This window comes from Kribbella sp. NPDC049174, assembly GCF_043197365.1.
In the GTDB taxonomy this organism is placed as follows: domain Bacteria; phylum Actinomycetota; class Actinomycetes; order Propionibacteriales; family Kribbellaceae; genus Kribbella.
In genome coordinates this window covers 24,973-48,431 of record NZ_JBICSZ010000004.1, presented here as the reverse complement: position 1 = coordinate 48,431, position 23,459 = coordinate 24,973, and the positions used below count along the sequence as shown (strand labels likewise).

Below are 23,459 nucleotides of genomic sequence, written 5' to 3'. Positions count from 1 at the left end.
TGGCCCGGATCCGGTCCGGTCGTCGCAGCGTCGGCACATGCTTCCACTGTCGCGGCTCCGCGGCCGGCGTACCTCTCCCTGGTCTGCCTAGCACTGCCAGTGACAGGCAGAACGGCCGGTGGTTCTGCGAGAGAACCACCGGCCGTCTGTCAGGTCAGGACCTCACTTGCGCTTGGACACCTGGACCTTGATGGTCGTGCCCTCGCGTTCGAGGACCTTGATGTTGATGCCGTTGTTCGGCACCTTCACGCCGGCACTCGGCTGCTCGGCGTACCAGTACGTCTTGCTGTCGTTGAAGGTGGGAACACCGTTCTGGCCACGGATGTAGCTCGGCTGGCCGTTGGTGTGCAGGGTGAACGAGTCCGCCTTCTCCAGACCGAACGGAGCGTCGTACCCGCTGACTCGCGGCCGCCAGAGGGTGCCGTCGAGCTTGTTGATCGGGACGGGGTGCGAGTCGATCGGCAGGATCAGGCCCGAACCGGGGTGCTCGTTGGTGTTGTTGTCATCCACCGAGGTGTCCCAGTACGAGACCAGCAGGCCGTCCTGGTACGGGAAGTGCTCGACCCAGTCCGGCTTGGTGTTGAGGAAGCCGAAGTTGTACGGGCCGGTCTTCAGGTGCTGGTCGTACGCCACGTAGTTGATGTGCGACGCCAGATAGTAGTTGTCGTGCAGGCTGATGAAGCTCGCACCCATCGAGCTGAAGCCGTTGAGCGTCCAGCCTTCCGGGGTCGCCTCCGCGCCGGACGAGACCAGCGTGGTCGCGCCGTTGGTCACCTTGATCTCGTCGGCGAAGAAGCCCTTGCCACCCGCCGCCGGGTCGGTGCTGTAGCGGAACTGCAGGCCGACCGTCTTGTTCGCGAAGGCCGACAGGTCGAAGGTCGCGTCGACCCAGCCGTTGCTGGTGCCGTCTATACCGTTGCCCTCGGCCGCGTTCGCGATGCTGCCGGGGATCGCCTTGTAGCCGGTGCCGTCGTTCACCTCGACGTAGGCGTAGTCACAGGCCGTCGTACCGCAGTCCTCGATGTCCCAGTTGGCCTTGAAGCTCAGCGTCGTGGTGCCCGCCGGGATCGCGACCTGCCGGTTCATCGTGTTGTTGAGCATGTGGCCGCGGCCGCTCCACCAGGACTTGCTGCCGGCCGCGGGCGGGACCAGTTCATTGACCAGTTCCTTCTTCGGCAGCGTGACCACCAGGCCCTGGGCCTTCTTCGAGTTGTACTCGTGCGGGCCGAGCTCGAGGGTGCGGTTCTGACCGGCCGCGACGATCTCGTAGTCCAGCCAGCCGAGCTGCACCTTCTCCCAGGCGCCGAAGTCGGCCGCCTGCTCGCCGATACCGCCGTCGCTGGGCTTGCCGACCCGGCTCTGCGCCATGATCGACCACCAGTTCACGCCGTTCTCGACCGGCGGGCCGGAGGTGTCGTACAGGTCCGGCAGACCGAGGTCGTGACCGAACTCGTGGGCGAAGACGCTGATGCCGCCGTTCTCCGGCTGGATCGTGTAGTCGCCGACCCACAGCCCGGTGTCGCCGAGCTGGGTGCCACCGGCCGGGTTGTTGGCCGGGCCGCCGGCCAGACCGACGTACCAGCGGTGCGACCAGATCGCGTCCTCACCCTGCCACGGGTCGCCGTCGGCCTGGTCGCCGCCGGAGTGGACGATCTGGAAGTGGTCGATGTAGCCGTCGGCCTCGTTGAAGTTGCCGTCGCCGTCGAAGTCGTAGCGGTCCCACTGGTCGAACGTCTTCAGCTCGGCGGTGATCTCCGCGGTGGTCCGGCCGGCCGCCTTCTGGTCGGCGACCCACTGGTTCACCGCGTCCCGGACCAGGGCCCAGGTGTTGTTGCAGACGTTGCCGCCGCACGGGAACCCGTTGGACCGGCCGTAGCGGGCCTCGTTGTACTGGACCTTGACCCAGTCGGTGACCTCGCCGTCGACGCTGTAGCGGCCCGACGACTGCTTCTCGTAGTACTTCTTCACCGAGTTGCCGGTGCCGAAGTACATGTCCTGGAACCACTGCCGGTTGTAGTCCGGGTGCCACACCGTCGAGTTGTCGACCGCGCGGTCCGGCTCGGGGATCGCGTTGTGCAGCGGTCCCTCGAAGGTCGCCGGACCGGGGAAGGCCGGCGAGGTGTCCTGGTCGGGGTAGCTCGGGTGCCGCTGGTTGCCGAACTCGGCCAGCACCACGAAGATCCGGTCGGTCTTCTCGCGGCCCAGCTCGACGTACTGGTCGACCCGTCCCTTGGCGTTCTTGACGCCCTTCGTGCCGACCTGCTTGGCGCCGAGGTTGACCACGGTGCTCGCACCGCGCTTCTCGGTCTTGGCCGTGCCGTTCAGCACCTTGGTCAGGGCCTCCTGGCGCAGCTCGCGACGCTTGTCCTCGAGCGGGCTCGGCAACTCGTCGGACGTCTGGGCCGGCTCACTTGCGGTGGTGACTGCGGGAGCCCCTTGAGGCGGAGCAGCGGCGCCGGACGAGGCGTAACTCAGTCCGATCGTCGCCGCAAGGGCCAGGCTGAACAGCCCGGCGGGTAGCTTGCGCACGATTCCCCTCCGTACTTTCGTCGATACCTACCGCGTATGGTGACGCGGTGTGTTCAAAGCTCCCCCGAGCGTGTTTCGCGCGACAGTACGGGGAAATCCGCGATTCCTGAAGTGGTTGCGGGAAATATCGGGAAAGGTGCGGGGAATCCTGCGTCATCGGTGGAATTACTCAGGCGCCCGGGCCGCTCGGATTGGCAGACTGTCTCGTGTGGAGCGTGACTCGGTCGACCTGCTGCAGCCGTTGTGGCGTGCCCTGGTCGTGTTCCGGCTGATCACCTGGGCGTTCGCCTGCTTCGGGGTCTGGACCCGCTGGGACGGCATCGTCCGGCCGTCCGGGGCGGTGCTCCAGCTGGCGATCATGGGGGTCTGGACGGTGATCTCCTCGATCGGCTACAGCCGGCGATGGGGACGGCGGAACACCCGGCTCGCGTTCGCCGACCTGATCGTCACCGTCGGCTGCATGTACGCCACCCTGCTCGCGCAGCCGTTGCTCGACATCCGCGCCGGGGCCTCCGTGCTGACGTCGGTCTGGGCGGCCGGGCCGGTGATCGCGCTGGCGATCTCCCGCGGCCGGGACGGCGGCCTGCTCGGCGCCGCGACGATCAGCTTGGTGCTGCTGTCGCTGCGTGGTGTCGAGAACGCCTCGAAGATCCTTGCCAACGTGCAATTGCTGCTCGTCGCCGGTCTGGTCGTCGGGTACGCCGCCTCCACCCTGCGTCAGGCGGGAGCCCGGCTGCGGGAGGCGATCGCGGCCGAGAGCGCGACCGCGGAGCGGCTCCGGCTCAGCCGGTCGATCCACGACGGCGTACTGCAGGTGCTGGCCCAGGTGCAGCGCCGCGGCACCGCGATCGGCGGCGAGACGGTCGAGCTGGCCCAGCTGGCCGCCGAGCAGGAGGTTGCCCTGCGCACCTTGATGTCGACCCGGCCGACCGTTGCCGAGGGCGACCGGATCGACCTCTGCGCGCAGTTGTTGCCGCTGGCCACCACGCGGGTGGACGTCGTCGTACCGGCCGGCCAGGTCCTGCTTCCCGCGCCGGTGGCCGGGGAACTGGTTGCCGCGGTCAAGGAAGCGCTGAGTAACGTGGACAAGCACGCCGGCCCGCAGGCGCGGTCCTGGGTGGTGGTCGAGGACCTCGGCGACGAGGTGCTGGTGTCGATCCGCGACGATGGCACCGGTACGACGCCCGCCCGGCTGGAACAGGCCCGGGTCGACGGCCACCTGGGGGTCAGCCAGTCGATCCGCGGCCGGATCGCCGATCTGGGCGGATCGGTCATGGTCCGGACCGCCCCAGGCGAAGGAACCGAGTGGGAGCTGAAGGTGGGTACGGCATGACTGTATTGATGCCACGCCTCCGGCGCGGCGGGTCATGGGGCTGTAACTCCCGGCCTTCCCTCGTCGCTCCAGTCGCTGCGCTCCCTGCGCTCCTCAGTCCAGGCCGGGAGGCCCCATGACCAGGGTCATGATCGTCGACGACCATCCGATGTGGCGCGAGGGTGTGGCCCGGGACCTGGGCAGCCGCGGGTACGACGTCTGTGCGACGGCCTCCGACGTGTCGGGTGCGGTGAAGATCGCTATGGCGACGCGGCCGGACGTGGTTGTGATGGATCTGCAGCTGGGCGACGGCTCAGGAGTCGACGCGACCCGCGAGATCACCACTGAGCTGCCGGACACCCGGGTGCTGGTCTTGTCGGCCAGCGCCGAGCAGGACGACGTACTGGCCGCGGTGAAGAACGGCGCGTCCGGGTATCTGGTGAAGTCGGCCTCGTTGGACGAGTTCGACGACGCAGTACGACGTACTGCGGAAGGCGACGCCGTGTTCAGCGCCGGACTGGCCGGACTGTTGCTGGGGGAGTACCGGCGACTCGGGTCCGGGCCCTCGGGGCCTGAGGTGCCGAAGCTGACCGAGCGGGAGACCGAGGTGCTCCGGCTCGTCGCACGAGGGCTGACGGCTCGGCAGATCGCTACCCGGCTGGTGCTGTCGCACCGGACGGTGGAGAACCACGTGCAGAACACACTGCGGAAGTTGCAACTGCACAACCGGGCTGAGCTGGTCCGCTACGCGATCGAGCACGGCATAGACGACGCCCCCGAGTAGTCCCTCGGAGGCGTCGTCCCTTGCGTTACAGGCCGTTCGAGAACAGCAGGCGGTTCACCGTCCCGCCGGTGGTGCCACCGCTGATCACGTTGGGCGTGGCGTTGGACTCGATGTACGACTTCACCGTCGCCGGGCTCGCCGACGGGCTCGTCTGCAGGTAGAGGGCCGCGACACCCGCTACGTGCGGCGTGGCCATCGATGTGCCGTTGTAGGACCCGGTGGTGTTGCCGGGCAGCGTGGACACGATCGCCGAACCCGGCGCGTAGATGTCCACGCAGGAACCGGTGCTCGAGTACGACGCCCGCGCGTCGGTGCTCGTGGACGCTGCGACCACCAGGGCGGTCGAGATCTTGCGCGGGAGCCGGTCACACGAGTTCGCGCCGGTGTTGCCGGCCGACGCGGCCAGGAAGACACCGGAGTTGATCATGGCGCGCAGCGAGTTCTCCAGCGTGGTGTTCGCGCTGAAGTTCCACGATGCGTTCGCCACCGCGGGCTTCACCGCGTTGCGGGTCACCCAGTCGACCGCTGCGATCGCTGACGACGCCGTACCGCCGCCGCTGCAGTTCAGCCACTTCACACCGTGCAGCCGGACGCTCTTGGCCACGCCGTACGACGTGGAGCCGATGGTGCCGGCCACGTGGGTGCCGTGACCGTTGCAGTCGGTGTTGTTGGAGTCGATGCCGTTGAAGTCGAAGGTGGCCCGGCCGCCGAAGTTCGGGTGCGACGGGTCGACGCCGGAGTCGATGATGTACGCGTGCACGCCGGAGCCGGTCCGGGTGTAGGTGAACGAGTTCGACAGCGGCAGGTTGCGCTGGTCGATCCGGTCGATCCCCCACGACGGCGGGTTGGTCTGGGTCGTGTCGAGGACGTTCTGCACGTAGACGTCCTGTGAGATCGCGACCACGTCCGGGTTCTTCTGCAGGTCGGCGAGCTGGGCCGGGGTGAGCTTGGCGCTGAACCCGTTGACCGCCGTACTGAACTGGCGCTGCGGCGCGATGCCGAGCCCGCTCTTCAGCCGGACGCCCTTCTTCAACTCGACGATGTAGGTGTCCTTGACCGCGCTCACGCCGGCCTCGGCCTTGGCGAGTTGGACGGGGACGATCCGGGCCGACGGTTCGGGGGCGGACGCGGCGCCGGCAGTGCCGGCGGTGGTCAGGGCGAGTGCCGGCACGATCGCGGCGGCGAGGGTCAGGCTGATGCGGTGCCTGATACGGGGACTGATACGGGGACTGATACGGGGACTGATGCGGCGACTGATTTCGGGCACGGTTCCTCCTCAGGGAACTCATCACCCACCGGGGCGGAGGGGTGATCACCGTCGGTCCGCAGTCGACTACGGAACGAGGGTGGTGCGAAGTTAGGGCGTGCTCACCTGAGGCGTCAATCAGTTCGGTTGCGACCTGATGCCATGGCACTCCCTTGCCGCCGTGGTGCGCTTGAATGGCTTCGTACACTGTGCGTTCCACGTCGAGCGTGGTGTGCTCCTGTTACGACGCCCGTTGTTCGGGTGCCCCAGCTCCGGAGGATTTGTGAACCGGTCGTCCCTCGTCCGTGCGCTCCTCGCGCTCGTCGTCCTGGCCCTGTCGACGTATGTCGTCCTGACGGCCTCGCCCAAGCTCGGGCTCGACCTGCGCGGTGGGACGCAGATCGTGCTGGAGGCGAAGGACTCGCCGACGGTGAAGGCGACCAAGGAGACCACGGATCAGGCGACCTCGGTGCTGCACCGCCGGATCGACGCCCTCGGGGTCAGCGAGCCGAGCGTGACGCGGCAGGGCGACAAGCGGATCATCGTCGAGCTGCCCGGTGTGCAGGACCCGCGCGAGGCCGCGAAGGTGATCGGCAAGACCGCGCAGCTCACCTTCCACGAGGTGCTCGACCAGGTCGCGGCCAAGCCGGCCAAACCGGCCGCCGGTGAGCTCTATCTGCCGCCCGAGGACGGCCAGGGCTTCCTCCGGCTGGCCAAGCCCGCCATGACCGGAGAGATGATCGGCGGTGCCGAGGGCAGGCTGGACCCCCAGCAGGTCGCCCAGGGCTGGTTCGTCGAGCTGAACTTCAAGGGTGACGGCGGCAAGATCTGGGCGGACATCACCGGCAAGGCCGCCTGCCAGCCGGTCAACACGCCGCCGCGGATGATCGCGATCGTGCTCGACAACGAGGTGATCAGCGCCCCGCAGGTGGACCCGAACGGCGGCAACCAGCTCTGCAACGTCGGCCTGACCGGCGGTTCCAGCACGATCAGCGGCACCTTCACCGAGACCGAGGCCAAGGACCTGGCCGCGCTGATCGAGGGCGGTTCGCTCCCGGTCCCGGTCGAGGTGATCGACCAGCGCACCGTCGGCCCGTCGCTCGGCAAGGACGCCATCCAGGCCAGCGCCACCGCCGCCGTCATCGGCCTGGTGCTGACCGCGCTGTTCATCATCCTGGTCTACCGCCTGGTCGGCCTGATCGCGGTCTTCGGCCTGATCGCCTACTCCGGGATGTCGTACGCCGCGCTGACCGCGATCGGGGCAACACTCACCTTGCCCGGCCTGGCCGGGTTCGTCCTCGCCATCGGTATGGCGGTCGACGCCAACGTGCTGGTCTTCGAACGAGCCCGCGAGGACTACCTCGAAGGCCGGACGGACGGCCTGGTGCGGTCGCTGCGCAGCGGCTTCCAGAACGCACTGTCCGCGATCGCCGACTCGAACATCACCACCCTGCTGGCCGCCGGTCTGCTGTTCTTCCTGGCCGCCGGCCCGGTCCGCGGCTTCGGTGTCACGTTGAGCATCGGTGTGATCGCGTCGGTGCTGTCGGCACTGGTGGTCGTGCGCGTCGTGGCCGAGTTCGCCGTGTCCCGCAAGTTCGTGATGAAGCGTCCGGGGATCAGCGGGATCGCCGGCCACGGCCGGGTCCGGACGTGGCTCGAGGCGCGGCGCCCGTCGCTGATGAAGCACAGCCGGCGCTGGCTGCTCATCACCGCGGTGGCCATCGTCATCGCGCTCGCGGGTGTTTTCGTCCGCGGCCTGAACCTAGGCATCGAGTTCACCGGCGGACGCTTGCTCGAGGTCAGCACCGCGCAGCAGATCACGCCGGACCAGGCCCGGTCCGCGGTCGCCGAGGCCGGCTACCCGAACGCGGTGGTCCAGTCGTCCGGTACCGACGACATCACGGTGCGGACCGGGACGATCAGCGACGACGAGGCGGAGAAGATCCGCGAGTCGATCTCCCGGGTCGGCGGCGGGACCGAAGTGATCCGGAACGAGAGCATCGGCCCGTCGCTGGGCACCGAGCTGCGGAACAAGGGTCTGATCGCGCTCGGGATCGCGTTGCTGGCGCAGTTGCTCTACCTGGCCGCGCGGTTCCGATGGACGTTCGGCGCGGGCGCCGTACTGGCCCTGTTGCAGAACGTGGCTGTCGTGGTCGGGGTGTTCGCCTGGACCGGGAAACCGGTCGACGGCATCTTCCTGGCCGCGATCCTGACCATCATCGGTTACACGGTGAACGACTCGGTGGTCGTCTTCGACCGGATCCGGGAGACGCGCAACGCACGCGCCACCGAGAACCTCGGGCCGGTGATCGACACCGCGATCGTGAACGTGCTGCCGCGAACCATCAATACGGGTATCTCGACTCTGTTCATCCTGGGCGCCTTGCTGTTCCTGGGCGGCGACTCGCTGGGCGACTTCGCGCTCGCGCTGTTGCTGGGCATCCTGGTCGGCACCTACTCGTCGAACCTCACCGCTGCCCCGCTGCTGCTGGAGCTGGAGCGCCGCTTCCCCGCACCGCCGCCGCGTCCGAAGCGTCCGCAGGTCGACCGGGACGCGCAGCCGGACCGCGGCGCCGTGGTCTGACGCTCACCGTTATCCACACCCTGCCTGCCGGCCCGGAAAACTGTCGTCCGCGCGGGCTAGGGTGTGGCGGTGGGAGTCGACGTACGCGAACTGCTCGAAGCCGCTGTTTCCGGTATCAACGGTCAGACCCGGCCTGGTCAGGTGGAGATGGCCGAGGCCGTCAATACCTCCATGCACGACGGCTCTCACCTCCTCGTCCAAGCGGGCACCGGCACCGGTAAGTCCCTCGGCTACCTCGTTCCCGCGCTCCTGCACGCGATCGAGGACCGGCGCGTCGTGGTCTCCACCGCGACGCTGGCCCTGCAGTCCCAGCTGGTCGACCGCGACGTCCCCGCGCTGCTGGACGCGACGGAGAAGTTGCTGCCGCGCAGACCGACGTACGCGATCCAGAAGGGCCGCAACAACTACGCCTGCCTGCACCGGATCCGTGAGGGCGCGCCGGATGACGACGGCATGCTCATCGACGTGCCGCCGCCCGGCCAGATCGGTCAGCAGGTGCTGGAGCTGCGCGACTGGGCCGAGCAGCAGTTGCTCGACGGCGAGGCCGGCGACCGCGACCACGCGCCCTCGCACCAGTACCAGGCCTGGCAGCAGGTAGCGATCTCGGCGCGCGAGTGCCTCGGCGCGCAGAAGTGCCCGTACGGCGAGGAATGCTTCGCCGAGAAGGCCAAGGAGCACGCCCGCAAGTCCGACATCGTGATCACGAACCACGCGCTGCTGTCGATCGACGCCTTCGAGAACCGCACGGTCCTGCCGGAGCACGACGTGATCATCGTCGACGAGGCGCACGAGCTGCCGGCCCGGGTGACGGGGGCCGCGGGGGACGAGCTGTCGCCGCAGATGGTCGAGCGGGCCGCGAAGCGGTCCCGGCGGTTCGTCGACGACGACAAGGCCGACGACCTGATCGACGCCTCGGACGCGCTGCGCGCCGCCCTGGACGGGACCCGCGAGGGGCGGATCGAGGCCTCGAACGGTCCGGTGCTCGAGGCGGCCGCGCTGGTCCGCGACGCCGCCCGCTCGCTGTACTCCGACCTCAACAAGAAGAGCGACGACAAGGACGACGACCCCGACGGCGCCAAGCGGCAGTCGAAGGGTGCGGTCAAGGAGATCTTCGACGTGTCCGAACGCGTCGCCGCGCTGAGCGATGCCGACGTCGTCTGGATGGTCGATCGCGACCGCTTCGGCCGCGAGCTCCGGATCGCTCCGCTGACGGTGGCCGGGCTGCTCCGCGAGCTCGTCCTGAAGGACCGGACCGCCGTCTTGACCTCCGCGACCCTCACCCTCGGCGGTGACTTCGACTCGATCGCCCGCCAGGTGGGGCTGCGGCCGTCGGACAAACTCGCCGACGACGACGAGATGCCGGAGCTGGGGGAGACCTCTGACACCGGGCCGCTGCCGTGGCGTGGCCTCGACGTCGGCTCACCGTTCGAGTACGAGAAGCAGGCCATCCTGTACGTCGCCAAGCACCTGCCGCCGCCGCATCGCGACGGACTGGGGCAGAAGCAGTTCGACGAGATCATCGACCTGGTGACCGCCGCGGGCGGCCGGACGCTCGGGTTGTTCTCGTCCCGCCGGGCCGCCGAGGCGGCGACGGCGGCGGTGCGGGAGGCGACCGATCTCAAGGTGCTGTGCCAGGGCGACGCGCAACTGGGGGAGTTGGCCCGGGAGTTCGTCGAGGAGCCGGAGACCTCGCTGTTCGGCACGCTCTCGCTGTGGCAAGGCATCGACGTACCGGGCTCGACCTGCAACCTGGTGATCATCGACCGGGTTCCGTTCCCGCGCCCGGACGAGCCGTTGATGGCCGCTCGACAGCGCGCCGTCGACGAGGCCGGTGGGAACGGGTTCATGGCAGTCGCCGCGACCCATGCCGCGCTGCTGCTCGCCCAGGGGACCGGCCGGTTGATCCGCCGCAGCAGCGACCGCGGCGTGGTCGCCATCCTCGACCCCCGCATCGTCACCCAGCGGTACGGCGCCTTCCTGCGCGCCTCCTTGCCCCCGATGTGGCCCACCGCCGATCGTGAGAAGGTGCTCGGCGCCTTGAAGCGGTTGCAGGAGTAGGGCCTATGAATCCGGTGACCAGTCCGCCGGTGCTGCCGATGATGGCGGCGCTGGGGGAGATGCCGTCGGGGGCCGGCTGGTCGTACGAGATGAAGTGGGACGGCATCCGGGTCATCGCCGAGGTGGACGACGGCGTCTGCCGGCTGTGGTCGCGGAACAGTCGCGACGTGTCCGGCGGCTATCCCGAGCTGATCGGTCTGGCCCAGGCGCCGGGGCTGCGGCTGCCCGCCGTACTGGACGGGGAGATCGTCACCCTGGACGAGGACGGGGCCCCGTCGTTCGGCCTGTTGCAGCGGCGGATGCACGTACGGGATCCGCGTCAGCTGCGGCACCTGATCACCGAAGTGCCCGTCTCCGTGCGGCTTTTCGACCTGCTCCGCTTCGACGGCAAGTGGTTGCTGGAGGCAACGTACGACGACCGGCGCGGGCTGCTCGACTCGCTGGAGATCGGCGACCCGTTCTGGGAGATCCCACCCGCGTACGACGACGGTGACGCGGCGCTGGAGTTGTCCGCGTCGACCGGGCTCGAGGGTGTGGTCGCGAAACGCCGGAAGTCGCGGTATCTGGCCGGCCGCCGCAGCGCCGACTGGATCAAGGTCAAGCCGGTGAAGACGCGCGACGTGATCCTGTGCGGGTGGCATCCGGGGGAGGGCAACCGGACCGGGAAGATCGGCTCCTTCTACTGCGGCGCCTACACCGAGCCCGGTGGCGAACTCGTCCTGATCGGCAAGGTCGGCTCCGGCCTCGACTTCGCCACCCTCGACCTGCTCAGCGCCGAGCTCGCCGGCCTGGAGATCGACCGGCCACCGTTCGACCCGTCGACCATCCCCACCTCCGACCGGCGGCGAGCCCACTGGCTCGACCCCGCCCTGGTCGCCGAGGTCACCTACTCCGGCTGGGCCGCCGACGCCCGCCTCCGCCACCCGGTCTGGCGCGGCCTGCGCCTGGACATCAACCCGGAATCGGTCCTCGTCTGACGCCTGCCGATGGGCGATCGTGCGAATGCACGCGAATGCTCTCGTGCGCCTGGGGAAAGTCCAGACACGGCTGACCGGGCAAATGTTCGGAATGCGGAGCGAATGGTGTGGCGCTGCGACGGATGATGTTCAGGTGTCTCATTTCCGCGCGGATTTCAGGCAACGCCGAGACGAACTCTGGTGCTCTTCACGTCACTAACTTGCCTAGTGCGGAATCGCCGCCATCGATTCCGCCCGGGGTGAGTCAGTCGTTCGCTTCCCGGGATGGTGCGGGAATCGCGAGCGCCGCCTCGATCTTGTCGGCCAATTTCTCGGGGGAATGGGTCGGCGCGTACCGTGCGATCACCCCGCCATCCCGCCCGATCAGGAACTTGGTGAAGTTCCACTTGATCCGTCCGCCCAGCAGGCCGCCCTGCTCACGCTTCAGCCAGTTGTACAGCGGAAGCGTCTTCGACCCGTTGACATCGATCTTGGCGAACATCGGGAACGTGACGTGATAGATCGTCGAACAGAAGTTCGCGATCTCGTTCTCGTCACCAGGCTCCTGGTGGCCGAACTGGTCGCAGGGGAAGCCAAGCACCGAGAAGCCCTGCCGGCGATATGCCTTGTAGAGCTTCTGGAGTCCGGTGTACTGCGGGGTTTGGCTGCACTGCGACGCCGTGTTGACCACCAGGAGCACCTGGTCGCGGAAATCGGCAAGAGACTGTTCATTGCCTTCGATCCGCCGCGCGCTGAAGTCATAGACAGTCGTCATGACTCAATGCTGACACGACACGCCCGACTTCGCGCGTCGTCTGAGATGTCAGACTCGGCGCAGAACTGTTACGACCTTTCCGAGAATGGTGGCGTCCTTGCCGTCGATCGGCTCGAACGCCGGGTTGTGTGGTAGCAGCAGGATCTCGGTCTTGGTCTTCTTGAACGTCTTCACGGTCGCGTCGCCGTCGATCATGGCAGCGACGATGTCACCGTTCTCCGCGGTCGGCTGCTGCCGCACCACGACCCAGTCGCCGTCGCAGATCGCCGCCTCGATCATCGACTCACCCTTGACCCGGAGCATGAACAGCGTGCCCTCGCCGACCATTGCCTTCGGCAACGGGAAGACCTCTTCGATCTCCTGCTCGGCCAGGATCGGCCCACCGGCGGCGATCCGGCCGACCACGGGCACATACGCCGCGGCCGCGTGCACATCGCCCGCACCGGTCTCGTCGTACGTCGTCTGCCGCACCGAACCGAGTGCGGACCGGCGCGCCGCGGCGTCGACCTCGCCCGGGTAGCGGACCTCGATCGCACGCGGGCGGTTCGGATCGCGGCGGAGCAGGCCCTTCTGCTCCAGCACGCGGAGCTGGTGCGACACCGAGGACGAGCTGGTCAGGCCGACCCGCTCACCGATCTCGCGCATCGACGGCGGGTAGCCGCGGCGGTCGACCGAATCGCGGATGACGTCCAGGACCCGGCGCTGACGGGGCGTCAGCCCGGTCGCGTCGGCCGGACCGTCGGGCAGCTCGGTCACGGTCTGGTCCGTGGCGGTCCGGTCCGTGGCGGTCCGGTCCGTCGACGGGTCGTCCTTGCTGGAACCGCTCGGCGTCCTGGCCATCGGTGGTTGCTCCTCGGGTCGGGCCGGCGGTCCCGCACCGGCCAAGCTTGCTCGACTGACACGACCGTAGACCGAATCCTGAGATTCTTCAAACATCTGTTCGAAGGCGTGTCGGTTCGCACGCTTGTTCGTGTGTCGGGTTATAAGGCGCGCACGACGCCGGGAATTTCGTGGGCGTGTCCTGGTTGGAGGTGGTTGCGCAACGGGTGCCGGTCGGTTAATCATTCGTACAGGCGTTCGATCGAACAGGTGTTCGGGCCGGTCGCCGGCGGGGCCGCTTTCAGAAACTGTCGGAGGCGGCCGGTAGACAGAGATCGACACCGCAGGACGAGGTCTGAACGAGGTCTGGAGGATCCGATGAGCACAGCGGCTCTCGCGGCAGACGCACTGGCGGCACGCCAGGCACCCGAGGCGGTGCCCGACGCCCGCCCACGCCGCCGGCCCAGGATCGCGGGCACGACGACCGAGCGTCTTCCGGTCCGCGCCTGCTCCGGTGACGACCTCGGACGGCGGGTTGCCGACGGCCACGGATCGCGGGCCCGGCGCCAAGCGGTCGCCGAGGCGCAGGCGCCGGCGCTGCGGCTGACCCGTCGCGGCCGGATGCTCCTGACCGCGCTGTCCGTGATCGTGTTCGGCTCGGCGATCGTCGTCCTGGGCCTGCGCGTCACCGGCGTGCTCGAGCCCGGTCCGAACTTCACCCACACGGTCCCGGTCCAGGTCGCGCCCGGCGAGACGCTGTGGTCCATCGCCCAGGACACGAATCCGTCCCAGGATCCCGCCATCGTCGTCGAGCGGATCGCCGACCTCAACAAGCTCGCGACGCCGGCCGACGTAGTCCCGGGTCAAACCCTCCAGATCCCGATCGCCCGCTGATCCACGCGGATCCCGATCGCCTCCTGATCTTCGCGGTGATCAGGATGCCTTGACGGCGTAGCCCATGTAGGAGACGGCGGTGTCCTTGACCTGACCGACGTCCATCAGGCGGCTCAGGTGGCCGAAGGTGATCCGGCCACGCCGGGCCTGGAAGAAGTTCCACAACAGCATTGCCTTGTTCGACCGCGGTCCGAGACCGGTGACCTCGCCGAGCCGCAGTGAGTGCCGGCGCAAGGTCTCCTCGAGTTCCGTCGGCTTGATGAACATCTCCCAGGAGTGCAGTTGGGTGTCGACAATCCTGGTCAACCGCCAGTCCTGCATCACCTTGATGGCGAGCACCTTGCTCGCGGTGGTCCGGTTGATCGTGTCGAACAGATAGAGCCCGCCGGGTTTGAGGACCCGGGCCGTCTCCCTGATGACGTGCTCCAGATTCGACACGTGTTCGAGCACGTCACAGCAGTACGCGATATCGATGCTTTCGCTGTCCAACGGGAGTCGCTCACCGGTGGCGACGGCGTACTGGATCGCGAGTGCGGACGCTTCCGCGTGCTGCCGGGCGGTCTTGATCGACACCGCTGACGGATCGATCCCGAACACCCGGCACCCGAGTCGTGCGAACTCCTCCGCCATGAACCCGCCGCCGCACCCGATGTCCAGGGCCCACAGTCCGACCGGATCCGGTCCGGTCCGATCGAGTACGGCGCGGAAGTAGGCGAACCGCCCTGGCGTGAAGCTCCCGTGCAGCATGTTCAGCGGGTTGGCCTCGTCCCACCAACTCTCGCCGATCCGGTTGTAGATCTGGTTGTCGATCCCCATCGCAACCCCTCTCCACGCCAGTAAAGCAGCGGGGTCAGGGACGGCCGGGGCGCCATTCGTCCGCGCGGAGGGCGTAGACGTACTCGCTCGCCCACTCGCCCTTGAAGAACGCGCACTCTATGAGGTGCCCTTCGCGGCGCATGCCGAGGCGTTCGAGCAGGAGCGCCGACGGCGCGTTGCGGTCGTCGAGGATGGCGCAGATCCGGTGCAGCCCGAGGTCGTCGAACCCGAGCCGGAGGACTTCTCGAGCCGCCTCGGAGGCGTACCCCTTGCCCTGGTAGTCGGTGTGGAGTGCGTAGCCGATCTCGCCTTGGCGATCGGTGTCGCTGGCCCATTTGAGCAGGACTTCTCCGATCACCGTGCCGGTCTCGCGCAGCTCGATCGCGAGCACGAGCCACTGGCCCGGCTCGGTCAGGGCGTCCTGGGTGAGCTTGGCCTCGAGCGCCGTGCGCGTCTGTTCGCGATCGCGCACCGGCCAGGGCGTGTAGCGCACCACCTCCGGCCGCGAGTGGAACGCGTACAGGTCGTCCAGGTCGTCCATCCGGTGCGGCCGCAGGTCGAGTCGCTCGGTTCGCAGCGGATAGATCGGGCGCAGTCCAGGCACGGGTGCCGTCCTCGGGTAGGCTGTCTAATGCTGTTAGACAGTCAACTTAGCCCGTCCGAACCGCGCCGACAATGAGGTTTCCGTGAGCAGACGCGATCCGTCGTCACACACGGCCGCCGGGATCTCGGCCAGCGCGATCGCCGACGCCGCGCTGGCGATCATCCGTGCCGACGGCGTGGCCGGTCTGACCATGCGGTCGGTCGCCGAGCGCCTGGAGGTCCGCGCACCGTCGCTCTACCACCACGTCCGCAACAAGGACGAGCTTCTCGACGTGGTGGCGCGCAACGCGTTCGACCAGTTCGCCGCGGACCTCACGGCGTACGACGAGCTCCACACTGTCGACGACTGGATCGCGGTCACTATCGCCGGCTCGCTCGAGCTGCGCGACTTCTACGCCGACCATCCCGGTCTGGCCGGCCTGATCCAGGCGAAGGCGACGCCCGATCGCGACCAGGGCGAGGGATCGCGCGCGGAACTCATCCGCGCACAGATCCGCTCGCTCGTGCACCTCGGTGTACCCGAGCCGCAGGCCCGCGCCATCTTCGAGATCTGCGCGCACTGGACGCTTGCCGCCGTGGTGGCCGAGCCGACCACGCCCGACCGCTTCAGTGACGGGCTCGACTTGTTCATGGACGGCGTACGCGCCCGCCTGAACGAGCTCCTTGCTACTTGACCGTGCTCAGCCACAGGTCGGCGTACCGGGCGCCGTCCACAGCCGTCGCCACCTGTACGACGCTCGGCGACGGGCCATGTGGATCGCTGGTGAGGTCGGCGGACCAGTCGCGCGTGTCGACGATCGTCCGGCCGCGCGACCAGCTGCCGGAGAGCTCGACCCGCAGTGGGAACGACTGCGTGGTGAGCCCGTCCGGATCGATCACCGCGCACACCGCGCCGCCGTCGCCGATGCTCGCGCCGTCGGACTGGTAGAGCTCGCTCCGCTTCTCGATGAGCTTCCGGGCCAGCTCGGCCGACGGCGATCCACCCAACGACCGGGCCTGATCCAGCGAGATCTCCACGTCGTAGAACACGTCCAGGCCGTACATGGTCACCGGTACGCCGAGCTCCCCGGCGGCCCTCAGCACGATCGCGGCCGCCTCGGGATCGGTCCAGATGTTGAACTCCGCCGACGCAGTGGCGTTCCCGATCCCGGCCGCGCCACCCATGAACACGATCTCCCGCAGCCCAGCCGCGGCGTCGGGATAGGTGCGGAGCAGCAGTGCGATGTTCGTCATCGGTGCCAGCGGGATCAGCGTCACCAGCTCACCTGACGCGGCGGCTGCGCGCAGTACGTCTCGTAGTAGGTCGACCGCGTGGCCGGCGCCCGCCGTACGCGTAGAGCGCGGCCAGTCGAGGTTGCCGAGTCCGTCGGCGCCGTGCACGTGGGGAGCGGCGCGGACAGGCTGCAGCAGCGGTACGGCGGCGCCGGCCGCGACCGGCACGTCAGAACGCCCCGCAGCATCCAGCACCGTCAGTGTGTTGATCACAACGTCGTCCAGCCCGACGTTGCCGCCTACACAGGTCACAGCCTTCAGGTCGAGGTCGGGGTGGCGGGCGGCGAGCAGCAGCGCACAGGCGTCGTCCAGCCCGGTGTCGACATCAAGAATCACCGGCTTCATGCCGCCATCCTCACGCATCGGTGGATCCACCGTGCGTTGGTGGTCAATTCATCACTTGCTCTGGCGCTGTTGGTGTCGGTTTCCTACGGTCGTTGGCCATGATGCTCATGTCACGCCGCCCCCGTGCAGTACTGGCCGCTCTTGCCACCGGAGCCACCATTACCGCCTTCCTGACCACCCAGGCCGCCGTCGCCGAGCCCGCTCTCGGGCCGGTCGCCGCGCCCACGCCGACGGTCAACGAGACCTTCGACGGTACGACGTTGCCGGCCGGCTGGTCGCCCGTCGACGGCACGTGGAAAGTGCAAGGCGGCCGGCTGATCGGTACGTCGGCCACTGCCAGCCAGCAGAGTCGCATCACGTTCGGCAGCCCGCTGACCGACTTCCGGATCGAGAGCCACCTGCGCTTCGACTCCGCGCTCGACGGCGCCCGCTGGGTCGCGTTCGGGCTCGACCTCGCCCCGAGCGGTGCCGTGCCGTGGTCGATCGCGACGCTGCGGAATGGTTCGACCGCCACCAACGGGCTCGAGTTCGCCCAGCGCACGCCGACCAACACGTGGAACGTCACCGACACCGCCGCGGCGCCGATCCAGGTCGGCGTCGGCAAGGAGGTCGCCGTCGCGGTCGAGGTCCGCGGCACCCGCGCCACCTGGTACGTCGACGGCCGTGAGTCGCTGCGCACCACGATGGTGAACCGCAGTACGACGGGCGTGCAGGGGCTGCTCGTCAACGGGGCGACCGTCTCGTTCGACGACTTGAAGGTCACGCCGCTCGACAAGGAGTCGTTCATCCGCAAGCCGGGTGCGCCGCTGCGGGTCTGGGCGCACCGCGGTGGCTCGTCAGCCGCACCGGAGAACACGGCCGCGTCGGACGAGGTCGCCCGTCGCGGGCGGGCCGAGTGGATCGAGAACGACGTACAGCCGACGAAGGACGGCGTACCCGTGATCCTGCACGACACCACCGTCGACCGCACCACCGACGGAACCGGCGCGGTCCGTTCGCTGACGGCGGCTCAGGTGGCCGGGCTGGATGCGGGGTCGTGGTTCGCGCCCGCGTACGCCGGTCAGCGTGTGCCGACCCTGGCGTCGCAGCTCGACGGACTCAAGACGCGTGGCGGCAACCTGTTGCTCGAGGTCAAGGGCGAGCACACTCGTGCGTCGGTCGAGCGGATCGTGCAGGAGATCCACAGCCGCGGGATGAGCAGCCGGGTGTTCGTGCAGAGCTTCGAGCCGCAACACCTGCGGTGGATGCGTGAGCTGGCGCCGGAGCTGCCGCTCGGTCTGCTGCGGTCGACGCTCGACCCGGATCCGGTCGCGATCGCGAAGGACCTCGAGTTGTCGGCGTACAACCCGTCGGACGCTGCGTACCAGACCCGACCGGGCATCGTTGCCGAGCTGCACGCGGCCGGTGTCGCGGTGAACGTGTGGACTGTGGACGACGCGACCCGCTGGAACGCCTTGGAGAAGGCCGGTGTGGACGGCATCATCACGAACCGGCCGGCCGAGCTGGCGGGCTGGAATGCTGCCTTCGCACAGCGGGTCAAGCCGGCCGCGACCATCCTCAGCCCGGGCGCGGGGGAGCGGATCGACCGGGCCCAGGTGCTGCGTGTTGCTGTCGGCAACAATTCGGCCGAGCCGGTCGCGATCACGCTCGACGGGGTGGCGATTGTCAACGGGGCGATTGTCGACACCACCGCTCTGGCGGCCGGGAAGCATGTCCTGAAGGCGACCGTCGCCGGATCGACCGTCGAGAGCAGCTTCGACGTCATCGCTACTCCGACGGGTCTGGCCAACCTCATCCTGACCTCGGGTGCCACGCCCTCGGCCGTTTCGACGATGACGACGCTGCTCGGTCAGAAGCAGTACGCCGTACTCGCCACCTACGTGAACACCCCGGCCGCCCGCGGCCTGACCGCCGTACGCCGGCAGCAGATCGTGGCGGAGGCCAACGCGCTCGCTGCCCGCTGAGGTCCGCACTTTGTGCACCGCTCGGCCACGCTGAGCGGTGCACAAGTCGTTCGGTCGGCTGTCGTGTCGTTCGGCCAGTCGTCGTGTGTCGAGCGGTCAGCTGTCGTGGCGGGCGTCAGCTGTCGTGGCGGGCGGCGATGAGGCGGTGGTAGGCGCCGGTGAGGTGGTTGTCGATCGCCTCCACGGCGGCCGCGGCGTCACCGCCCGCGATGATGTCGCGAATCGCCTTGTGCTCGGCGTACGCGATCTCGTGGAAGTCCGGCCGGGCGACGTGACGTGAGTACAGGAACATGGCGACCTGGCTGCGGATCTGCTGCCAGGCGCGGTCGAGCCGGGCATGCGCGGCGGCCTGGTACAGCACGTCGTGGAACGCGAAGTCCAGGTCCAGCGCGGTCTGCGGCTCGTAGTCCGGCCCGAGCGCCCGCATCTTCTCGAGCACGTCGTCCATGGTCGACAGATGGACGTCGGTCAGGCGGGGGAGTGCTCGCTTGATCGCCAGTTGCTCCAGGCTCAGCCGGAGCGTGTAGATCTCCTCGACGTCGTCGTCGGTCAGTGAGATCACCTGGGCGCCGCGGTGCCGGCGCAGGACGACGAGCCCCTCCCGCTCGAGCTCGATCAGCGCCTCGCGGATCGGGCCGCGGCTCATGTCGAGTGCCGTCGCCAGCTCACCCTCGGGGAGGTGCTGGCCGGGGGCCAGGGCGCCGCTCACGATCATCTGCCGAATCGCCGGTACGACGGTCGCCCACAACGCCGGACTGCGATCGGTCTGCCGCGCGAGCTGCTCCAGCGGTCCGCCCACGACTGTCCTCCATCGGTGTAAATTGTCGATTGTTAACCATTGACTTTTGACAATGCCGAGACCAGGCTAACTCGTAGACCCCCAGACGGCGAGCCTCCGGAGCCGGCGATCCCGGCACCGCCCTCACCGCAAGCCGGCCCGGCTGCCCGGCCCGCAACCCCCTCACCCTCCATCGCCCCGAGGGAGCCCCCCGTGCTGCCCACCCCGCCCACATCCCCCAGCCCCCACACATCGCCCACCCCACCCTTCACCTCTCCCGCCGACCCCACCGCCACCCCCGCCCCACTCCGCGTCCCACCCGTCGGCCCCACGCCCGCCCGACTCCACGTCCCGCCTGTCGACCCCACCGTCCCGCCTAATACCCCGGTCGTCGCTCCAACCTCCGCGCCTCCCGCCCCGCCTAATACCCCGGTCGTCGCTCCAACCTCCGCGCCTGTCGCCCAATCCACCTCCGCGGTTGTGGCCCCGACCCCCGCCGCGGCGGCCACCCCACCCACCTCCACCCGCGTTGAAGCTCCCGCCGCACCTGCGCGACTCGCCGCTCCGTCCCACTCGCCCGCGGCGCTGCGGCGACCAACTGGTGTGAGCGGGTCGCGCGCTAGTGCTGGGCCGCCAGGTCGGCCGGCCACCACACTGTCCCGGCGCAAGCTGCTTGCTCTGGGAGTTGGTAGCGCTGCGGCCCTCGCCGGTTGTTCTTCGCCGTTCGACGACACCACGCGCGGTGGTGGGCGGGTGCTGGAGTTCACCACCTTCTACACCGGCCCCGACGGCGCCTTGATGCAGAAGATTGTTGATCGATACAACAGCTCCCAGAACGACGTCGTCGTACGGTTCACCGCCCCCGCGTACGGCGGCGACTACCTGACCAAGATCCTCACCGCCTCGCTCGCCGGCGCCCCGCCCGCGATCATCGCCCTGCACAGCTACGAGATCCCGCCGCTGCGCCGCTTCCTGCACACGATCGACTTCAACGACCTCGGCTTCAGCCAGGACGACTTCATCGACGGCACCTGGCAACTCGCCAACATCGAGGGCCGCCAGTACGGCGTGACGATGAGCACCGGACCCGCGGCCCTCGGATACAACCGCGCCCTGTTCGATAAGGCCGGCCTGGACCCGGACCGCCCGCCGACCACCGGCGCCGAGTTCATCGCGGCCGCCCAGGCCCTGAAGAAGTCCGGCCCGTGGGGCTTCATCCGCGAGACCGGCACCTTCAATCCCTGGCTCACCTTCAACTGGCAGGCCGGCGGCGACCTGATCGACGCCGACAGCCGCGCCCTGTTCGCCGAACCGCCAGGCATCGAGGCCGGCCAGTTCGAACACGACCTCGTCCACCGCTACCAGGTCGAGCCGGCCCAACTCGCCGGACCGCAACTCGGCGCGCTGTTCCGGAACCAGAAGGTCGGCATGGTCTTCACCTTCCCGTGGGTGCTGTCCCAGCTGATGAAGACCAACGCCCAGCAGGGCACCCAGCTCGACGTTGCCCCGCTGCCGCAGTTCTTCGACGGGCCGCGCTCGGTGGTCGCGACCTCACACATCTACTGCATCCCGAAACAGCGCAAGAACGACGAGTGGATCCAGTCCGAGGCACAGAAGTTCATCGCCTGGCTGGTCCGCGAGGGCAGTGTCGACTGGGCCGGCGCGCAGGCACCGGCCAGCGCGGCCGCCGCCGCAGCCATTGCCAAGAGCAACGACCCGGTGGTGCGCAAGATGGGTCTGTTCATCGACGAGGCCAAGCACGCCCGGTTCGCGCCGTACGCGTATCGGTGGACCCAGGCGTTCCAGTACCTGAACGACGCGCTCGACGACATCGTCTACCAGGGCGCGGACGTGGCGACCGAGCTTCGCCGGGCCACGGCCCGTGCGACCGAGAGCATGCGGGAGCCGAAATGAGCGTTCTGACCTCCCGGATCCCACTGAGCCGTACGGCGGCCAAGCGCGAGAAACCACGGTCGTGGTCGGCGCTGATCTTCCTCGCTCCGTTCGGGATCCTGTTCCTCTTCCTCTGGGCGGTCCCGGTCGTCCGCGGGTTCTACCTGAGCCTGACCGACGTCAACGTTGCCGAGGGCACCGGTGGCTTCGTCGGCCTGGCGAACTACGCCAACCTCTTCGGCGACGGCGACTTCCGGGCGGCCCTCGGTCACACCGTCCTGTTCGTCGTACTCAACGTCCCGGTCCTGGTGGCCGCCGGACTGATCCTCGCCCTCGTCCTCAACCGCGACCTGTCCGGCCGCAACATGCTCCGCGCGGCCTTCGTCGGTCCGTACCTCCTCCCCGGCGCGGCCGTCGCCCTGATCTGGACCCTTGTCCTCGACCCGGTCGACGGCTCACTCAACACCGTCCTGAAAGCCGTCGGCCTCCCAGCGCAACAGTGGCTGACCGAACCCGGTCAGGCGATGGGCGCCGTCGTACTGCTGACGCTCTGGTGGCGCGTCGGCTTCCCACTGCTCATCCTGCTCGCAGCACTGCAGGACATCCCGAAGCAGCTCTATGAATCCGCGCGAATCGATGGCGCCAGCAGGTGGCAACAGTTTCGGTATGTCACGTTGCCTGGTATTGCACCAGTACTTGGCTTGGTTGTGCTCTTGCGACTCATCGACTCGTTCAAGGTGTTCGAGCAGGTCTACCTCCTGACCCAGGGTGGTCCGAGCGGCAGCACCCGCGTCGTCCTGCAGATGCTCTACGAGACCGGCTTCCGCGACTTCCGGACCGGGTACGCCGCCGCGATCGGCTGGCTGCTCGCACTGATCATCCTCGCGGTCACGATCGTCCATCAGGTAGTCAGCCGACGGAGCGTGAAGTCATGACCGACACCGCGCAAATACCTCGCACCGGACAAGGCCAACAACCCGCAGCTGTCACGACAACCGTCCATGCCCAACGGCGCCGGGCCCGCTGGCTCGCGACGGCCGCGGCGCTCGTCTTCGCGATCCTGTGGGGACTGCCGCTGCTCTGGACGCTCTCGTCGTCCTTCGAAGGCTCGACCACACCGGGCAGTCGGCTGTTGCCGAGCGACCCGACGCTGGCCAACTGGGAGATGCTCGTCGATCCCGGCGGTCGTGCCGTCAACATCTTCATCGCCTTCTTCAACAGCACGGTCGTCGCCGTGGTCTCCACGGTGCTCGCCCTGCTGGTCTGCTCGATGGCCGGCTACGCCCTGGCCAAGCTCCCGTTCCGCGGCAACGCCGCCGTCCTCGGGTTGCTGCTGGCCACGATGCTGATCCCGGGCGAGGTCGTCCTGGTGCCGCTCTTCCAGCAGTTCCGCGAGCTCGGCCTGCTCAACACGTATGGCGCGCTGGCTTTGCCACACATCGTGTCATTGCTGGGAGTTGTACTTGTCAGACAGTTCATCGTGAATCTCCCGCCTGATCTGATCGACGCGGCCAAGGCCGACGGTGCGAATGCCTGGCAGATCTACCGGTACGTCGTCGTACCGCTGATCCGCCCGGCCCTGGCGACCCTCGGGATCCTGGTGTTCCTCGGCTCCTGGAACGACTTCCTCTGGCCGCTCATCTCGACCAGTTCGCCGAGTATGCAGACCCTCCCGCTGGCCCTCGTCACGTTCCGATCGGCGTACGGCGATGTCGACTACGGCGTCGTGATGGCGTCGGCGGCCCTCGCGATCACCCCACCACTGCTCGTCTTCCTCTTCGCCCAGCGATTCATCATCGCCGGCATCAGCACGACCGGACTGAAAGGCTGA

At 68.4% G+C, this 23,459-nt stretch carries 19 protein-coding genes; 11 read left to right on the top strand and 8 right to left on the bottom strand.

What is annotated here, in order from left to right; genetic code table 11:
• Nucleotides 1-162: 162 nt before the first annotated feature.
• The gene (locus tag ACGFIF_RS22235; protein WP_393156884.1) at nt 163-2,529 is read right to left on the bottom strand and encodes an immune inhibitor A domain-containing protein; all 2,367 of its coding nucleotides are present in this window, start codon (nt 2,527-2,529) and stop codon (nt 163-165) included.
• A gap of 208 nt (nt 2,530-2,737) precedes the next feature.
• On the opposite strand from ACGFIF_RS22235, the gene macS reads away from it, so the two are divergent.
• Together macS and ACGFIF_RS22225 are read left to right on the top strand one after the other, a co-directional pair.
• A complete protein-coding gene (macS, locus tag ACGFIF_RS22230; RefSeq protein WP_393156883.1) occupies nt 2,738-3,862 on the top strand; it encodes a MacS family sensor histidine kinase in 1,125 nt (374 codons plus the stop codon).
• A gap of 115 nt (nt 3,863-3,977) precedes the next feature.
• A complete protein-coding gene (locus ACGFIF_RS22225; protein ID WP_393156881.1) occupies nt 3,978-4,625 on the top strand; it encodes a response regulator in 648 nt (215 codons plus the stop codon).
• 25 nt (nt 4,626-4,650) lie between these two features.
• Here ACGFIF_RS22225 and ACGFIF_RS22220 read toward each other — a convergent pair whose 3' ends face one another.
• Complete coding sequence (locus ACGFIF_RS22220) at nt 4,651-5,892, bottom strand: S8 family peptidase (RefSeq protein WP_393156880.1); 1,242 nt, start codon at nt 5,890-5,892, stop codon at nt 4,651-4,653.
• A gap of 262 nt (nt 5,893-6,154) precedes the next feature.
• Between ACGFIF_RS22220 and secD the strand changes: the two genes are divergently transcribed.
• The 3 genes from secD (at nt 6,155) to ligD (ending at nt 11,490) form a co-directional block, all read left to right on the top strand.
• Complete coding sequence (gene secD / locus ACGFIF_RS22215; protein ID WP_393156877.1) at nt 6,155-8,455, top strand: protein translocase subunit SecD; 2,301 nt, start codon at nt 6,155-6,157, stop codon at nt 8,453-8,455.
• Nucleotides 8,456-8,518: 63 nt separating this feature from the next.
• The gene (locus ACGFIF_RS22210) at nt 8,519-10,513 is read left to right on the top strand and encodes an ATP-dependent DNA helicase (RefSeq protein WP_393156876.1); all 1,995 of its coding nucleotides are present in this window, start codon (nt 8,519-8,521) and stop codon (nt 10,511-10,513) included.
• Between the two features lie 5 nt (nt 10,514-10,518).
• The gene (gene ligD, locus ACGFIF_RS22205) at nt 10,519-11,490 is read left to right on the top strand and encodes a non-homologous end-joining DNA ligase (RefSeq protein WP_393156874.1); all 972 of its coding nucleotides are present in this window, start codon (nt 10,519-10,521) and stop codon (nt 11,488-11,490) included.
• Nucleotides 11,491-11,734: 244 nt separating this feature from the next.
• On the opposite strand, the gene ACGFIF_RS22200 is transcribed toward ligD, so the two are convergent.
• Nucleotides 11,735-12,244: a glutathione peroxidase gene (locus ACGFIF_RS22200; protein ID WP_393156873.1), complete on the bottom strand. Its 510-nt coding sequence runs from the start codon at nt 12,242-12,244 to the stop codon at nt 11,735-11,737.
• A 48-nt stretch (nt 12,245-12,292) separates the two neighbouring features.
• Nucleotides 12,293-13,084 carry a transcriptional repressor LexA gene (gene lexA, locus ACGFIF_RS22195; RefSeq protein ID WP_393156872.1) on the bottom strand — a complete coding sequence of 264 codons (792 nt, stop codon included), beginning with the start codon at nt 13,082-13,084 and terminating at the stop codon, nt 12,293-12,295.
• A gap of 357 nt (nt 13,085-13,441) precedes the next feature.
• Between lexA and ACGFIF_RS22190 the strand changes: the two genes are divergently transcribed.
• The gene (locus ACGFIF_RS22190; RefSeq protein ID WP_393156870.1) at nt 13,442-13,957 is read left to right on the top strand and encodes a LysM peptidoglycan-binding domain-containing protein; all 516 of its coding nucleotides are present in this window, start codon (nt 13,442-13,444) and stop codon (nt 13,955-13,957) included.
• Nucleotides 13,958-13,996: 39 nt separating this feature from the next.
• Here ACGFIF_RS22190 and ubiG read toward each other — a convergent pair whose 3' ends face one another.
• Both ubiG and ACGFIF_RS22180 read right to left on the bottom strand, forming a co-directional pair.
• The gene (ubiG, locus tag ACGFIF_RS22185; RefSeq protein ID WP_393156867.1) at nt 13,997-14,773 is read right to left on the bottom strand and encodes a bifunctional 2-polyprenyl-6-hydroxyphenol methylase/3-demethylubiquinol 3-O-methyltransferase UbiG; all 777 of its coding nucleotides are present in this window, start codon (nt 14,771-14,773) and stop codon (nt 13,997-13,999) included.
• 34 nt (nt 14,774-14,807) lie between these two features.
• On the bottom strand, nt 14,808-15,377 hold the full coding sequence (locus ACGFIF_RS22180) for a GNAT family N-acetyltransferase (protein ID WP_393156866.1): 570 nt from the start codon (nt 15,375-15,377) through the stop codon (nt 14,808-14,810).
• Nucleotides 15,378-15,459: 82 nt separating this feature from the next.
• Here ACGFIF_RS22180 and ACGFIF_RS22175 point away from each other — a divergent pair, with 82 nt between their 5' ends.
• Entirely contained in the window at nt 15,460-16,050 is a 591-nt protein-coding gene (locus ACGFIF_RS22175; RefSeq protein WP_393156865.1) for a TetR/AcrR family transcriptional regulator, read from the top strand.
• Here ACGFIF_RS22175 and ACGFIF_RS22170 read toward each other — a convergent pair.
• Nucleotides 16,043-17,011, bottom strand: a complete 969-nt coding sequence (locus tag ACGFIF_RS22170) for a nucleoside hydrolase (RefSeq protein WP_393156863.1) — start codon at nt 17,009-17,011, stop codon at nt 16,043-16,045. The two genes, ACGFIF_RS22175 and ACGFIF_RS22170, sit on opposite strands and share 8 nt — an antisense overlap.
• Before the next feature lie 80 nt (nt 17,012-17,091).
• Here ACGFIF_RS22170 and ACGFIF_RS22165 point away from each other — a divergent pair, with 80 nt between their 5' ends.
• Entirely contained in the window at nt 17,092-18,957 is a 1,866-nt protein-coding gene (locus ACGFIF_RS22165) for a glycerophosphodiester phosphodiesterase (RefSeq protein ID WP_393156862.1), read from the top strand.
• 115 nt (nt 18,958-19,072) lie between these two features.
• On the opposite strand, the gene ACGFIF_RS22160 is transcribed toward ACGFIF_RS22165, so the two are convergent.
• Nucleotides 19,073-19,756 (bottom strand): GntR family transcriptional regulator, encoded by a 684-nt coding sequence (locus ACGFIF_RS22160; RefSeq protein WP_393156860.1) that lies wholly within the window; start codon nt 19,754-19,756, stop codon nt 19,073-19,075.
• A 732-nt stretch (nt 19,757-20,488) separates the two neighbouring features.
• On the opposite strand from ACGFIF_RS22160, the gene ACGFIF_RS22155 reads away from it, so the two are divergent.
• Genes ACGFIF_RS22155 through ACGFIF_RS22145 form a run of 3 tightly spaced genes read left to right on the top strand, consistent with a single transcriptional unit; the run spans nt 20,489 to nt 23,459 of the window.
• Nucleotides 20,489-21,649, top strand: a complete 1,161-nt coding sequence (locus tag ACGFIF_RS22155) for an extracellular solute-binding protein (protein ID WP_393156859.1) — start codon at nt 20,489-20,491, stop codon at nt 21,647-21,649.
• Nucleotides 21,646-22,563 (top strand): carbohydrate ABC transporter permease, encoded by a 918-nt coding sequence (locus tag ACGFIF_RS22150; protein WP_393156857.1) that lies wholly within the window; start codon nt 21,646-21,648, stop codon nt 22,561-22,563. Before ACGFIF_RS22155 ends, ACGFIF_RS22150 begins: the two co-directional genes overlap by 4 nt.
• Nucleotides 22,560-23,459: a carbohydrate ABC transporter permease gene (locus ACGFIF_RS22145; RefSeq protein ID WP_393156856.1), complete on the top strand. Its 900-nt coding sequence runs from the start codon at nt 22,560-22,562 to the stop codon at nt 23,457-23,459. The genes ACGFIF_RS22150 and ACGFIF_RS22145 overlap by 4 nt, the downstream gene beginning before the upstream one ends.

What these genes read in the sequence shown, in the direction of transcription:
- ACGFIF_RS22225 (WP_393156881.1), top strand. Translation starts at nt 3,978, where the DNA reads ATGACCAGGGTCATGATCGTCGACGACCATCCGATGTGGCGCGAGGGT.
- ligD (WP_393156874.1), top strand. Translation starts at nt 10,519, where the DNA reads ATGAATCCGGTGACCAGTCCGCCGGTGCTGCCGATGATGGCGGCGCTG.
- ACGFIF_RS22200 (WP_393156873.1), bottom strand. Translation starts at nt 12,244, where the DNA reads ATGACGACTGTCTATGACTTCAGCGCGCGGCGGATCGAAGGCAATGAA.
- lexA (WP_393156872.1), bottom strand. Translation starts at nt 13,084, where the DNA reads ATGGCCAGGACGCCGAGCGGTTCCAGCAAGGACGACCCGTCGACGGAC.
- ACGFIF_RS22190 (WP_393156870.1), top strand. Translation starts at nt 13,442, where the DNA reads ATGAGCACAGCGGCTCTCGCGGCAGACGCACTGGCGGCACGCCAGGCA.
- ubiG (WP_393156867.1), bottom strand. Translation starts at nt 14,773, where the DNA reads ATGGGGATCGACAACCAGATCTACAACCGGATCGGCGAGAGTTGGTGG.
- ACGFIF_RS22170 (WP_393156863.1), bottom strand. Translation starts at nt 17,011, where the DNA reads ATGCGTGAGGATGGCGGCATGAAGCCGGTGATTCTTGATGTCGACACC.
- ACGFIF_RS22165 (WP_393156862.1), top strand. Translation starts at nt 17,092, where the DNA reads ATGATGCTCATGTCACGCCGCCCCCGTGCAGTACTGGCCGCTCTTGCC.
- ACGFIF_RS22150 (WP_393156857.1), top strand. Translation starts at nt 21,646, where the DNA reads ATGAGCGTTCTGACCTCCCGGATCCCACTGAGCCGTACGGCGGCCAAG.
- ACGFIF_RS22145 (WP_393156856.1), top strand. Translation starts at nt 22,560, where the DNA reads ATGACCGACACCGCGCAAATACCTCGCACCGGACAAGGCCAACAACCC.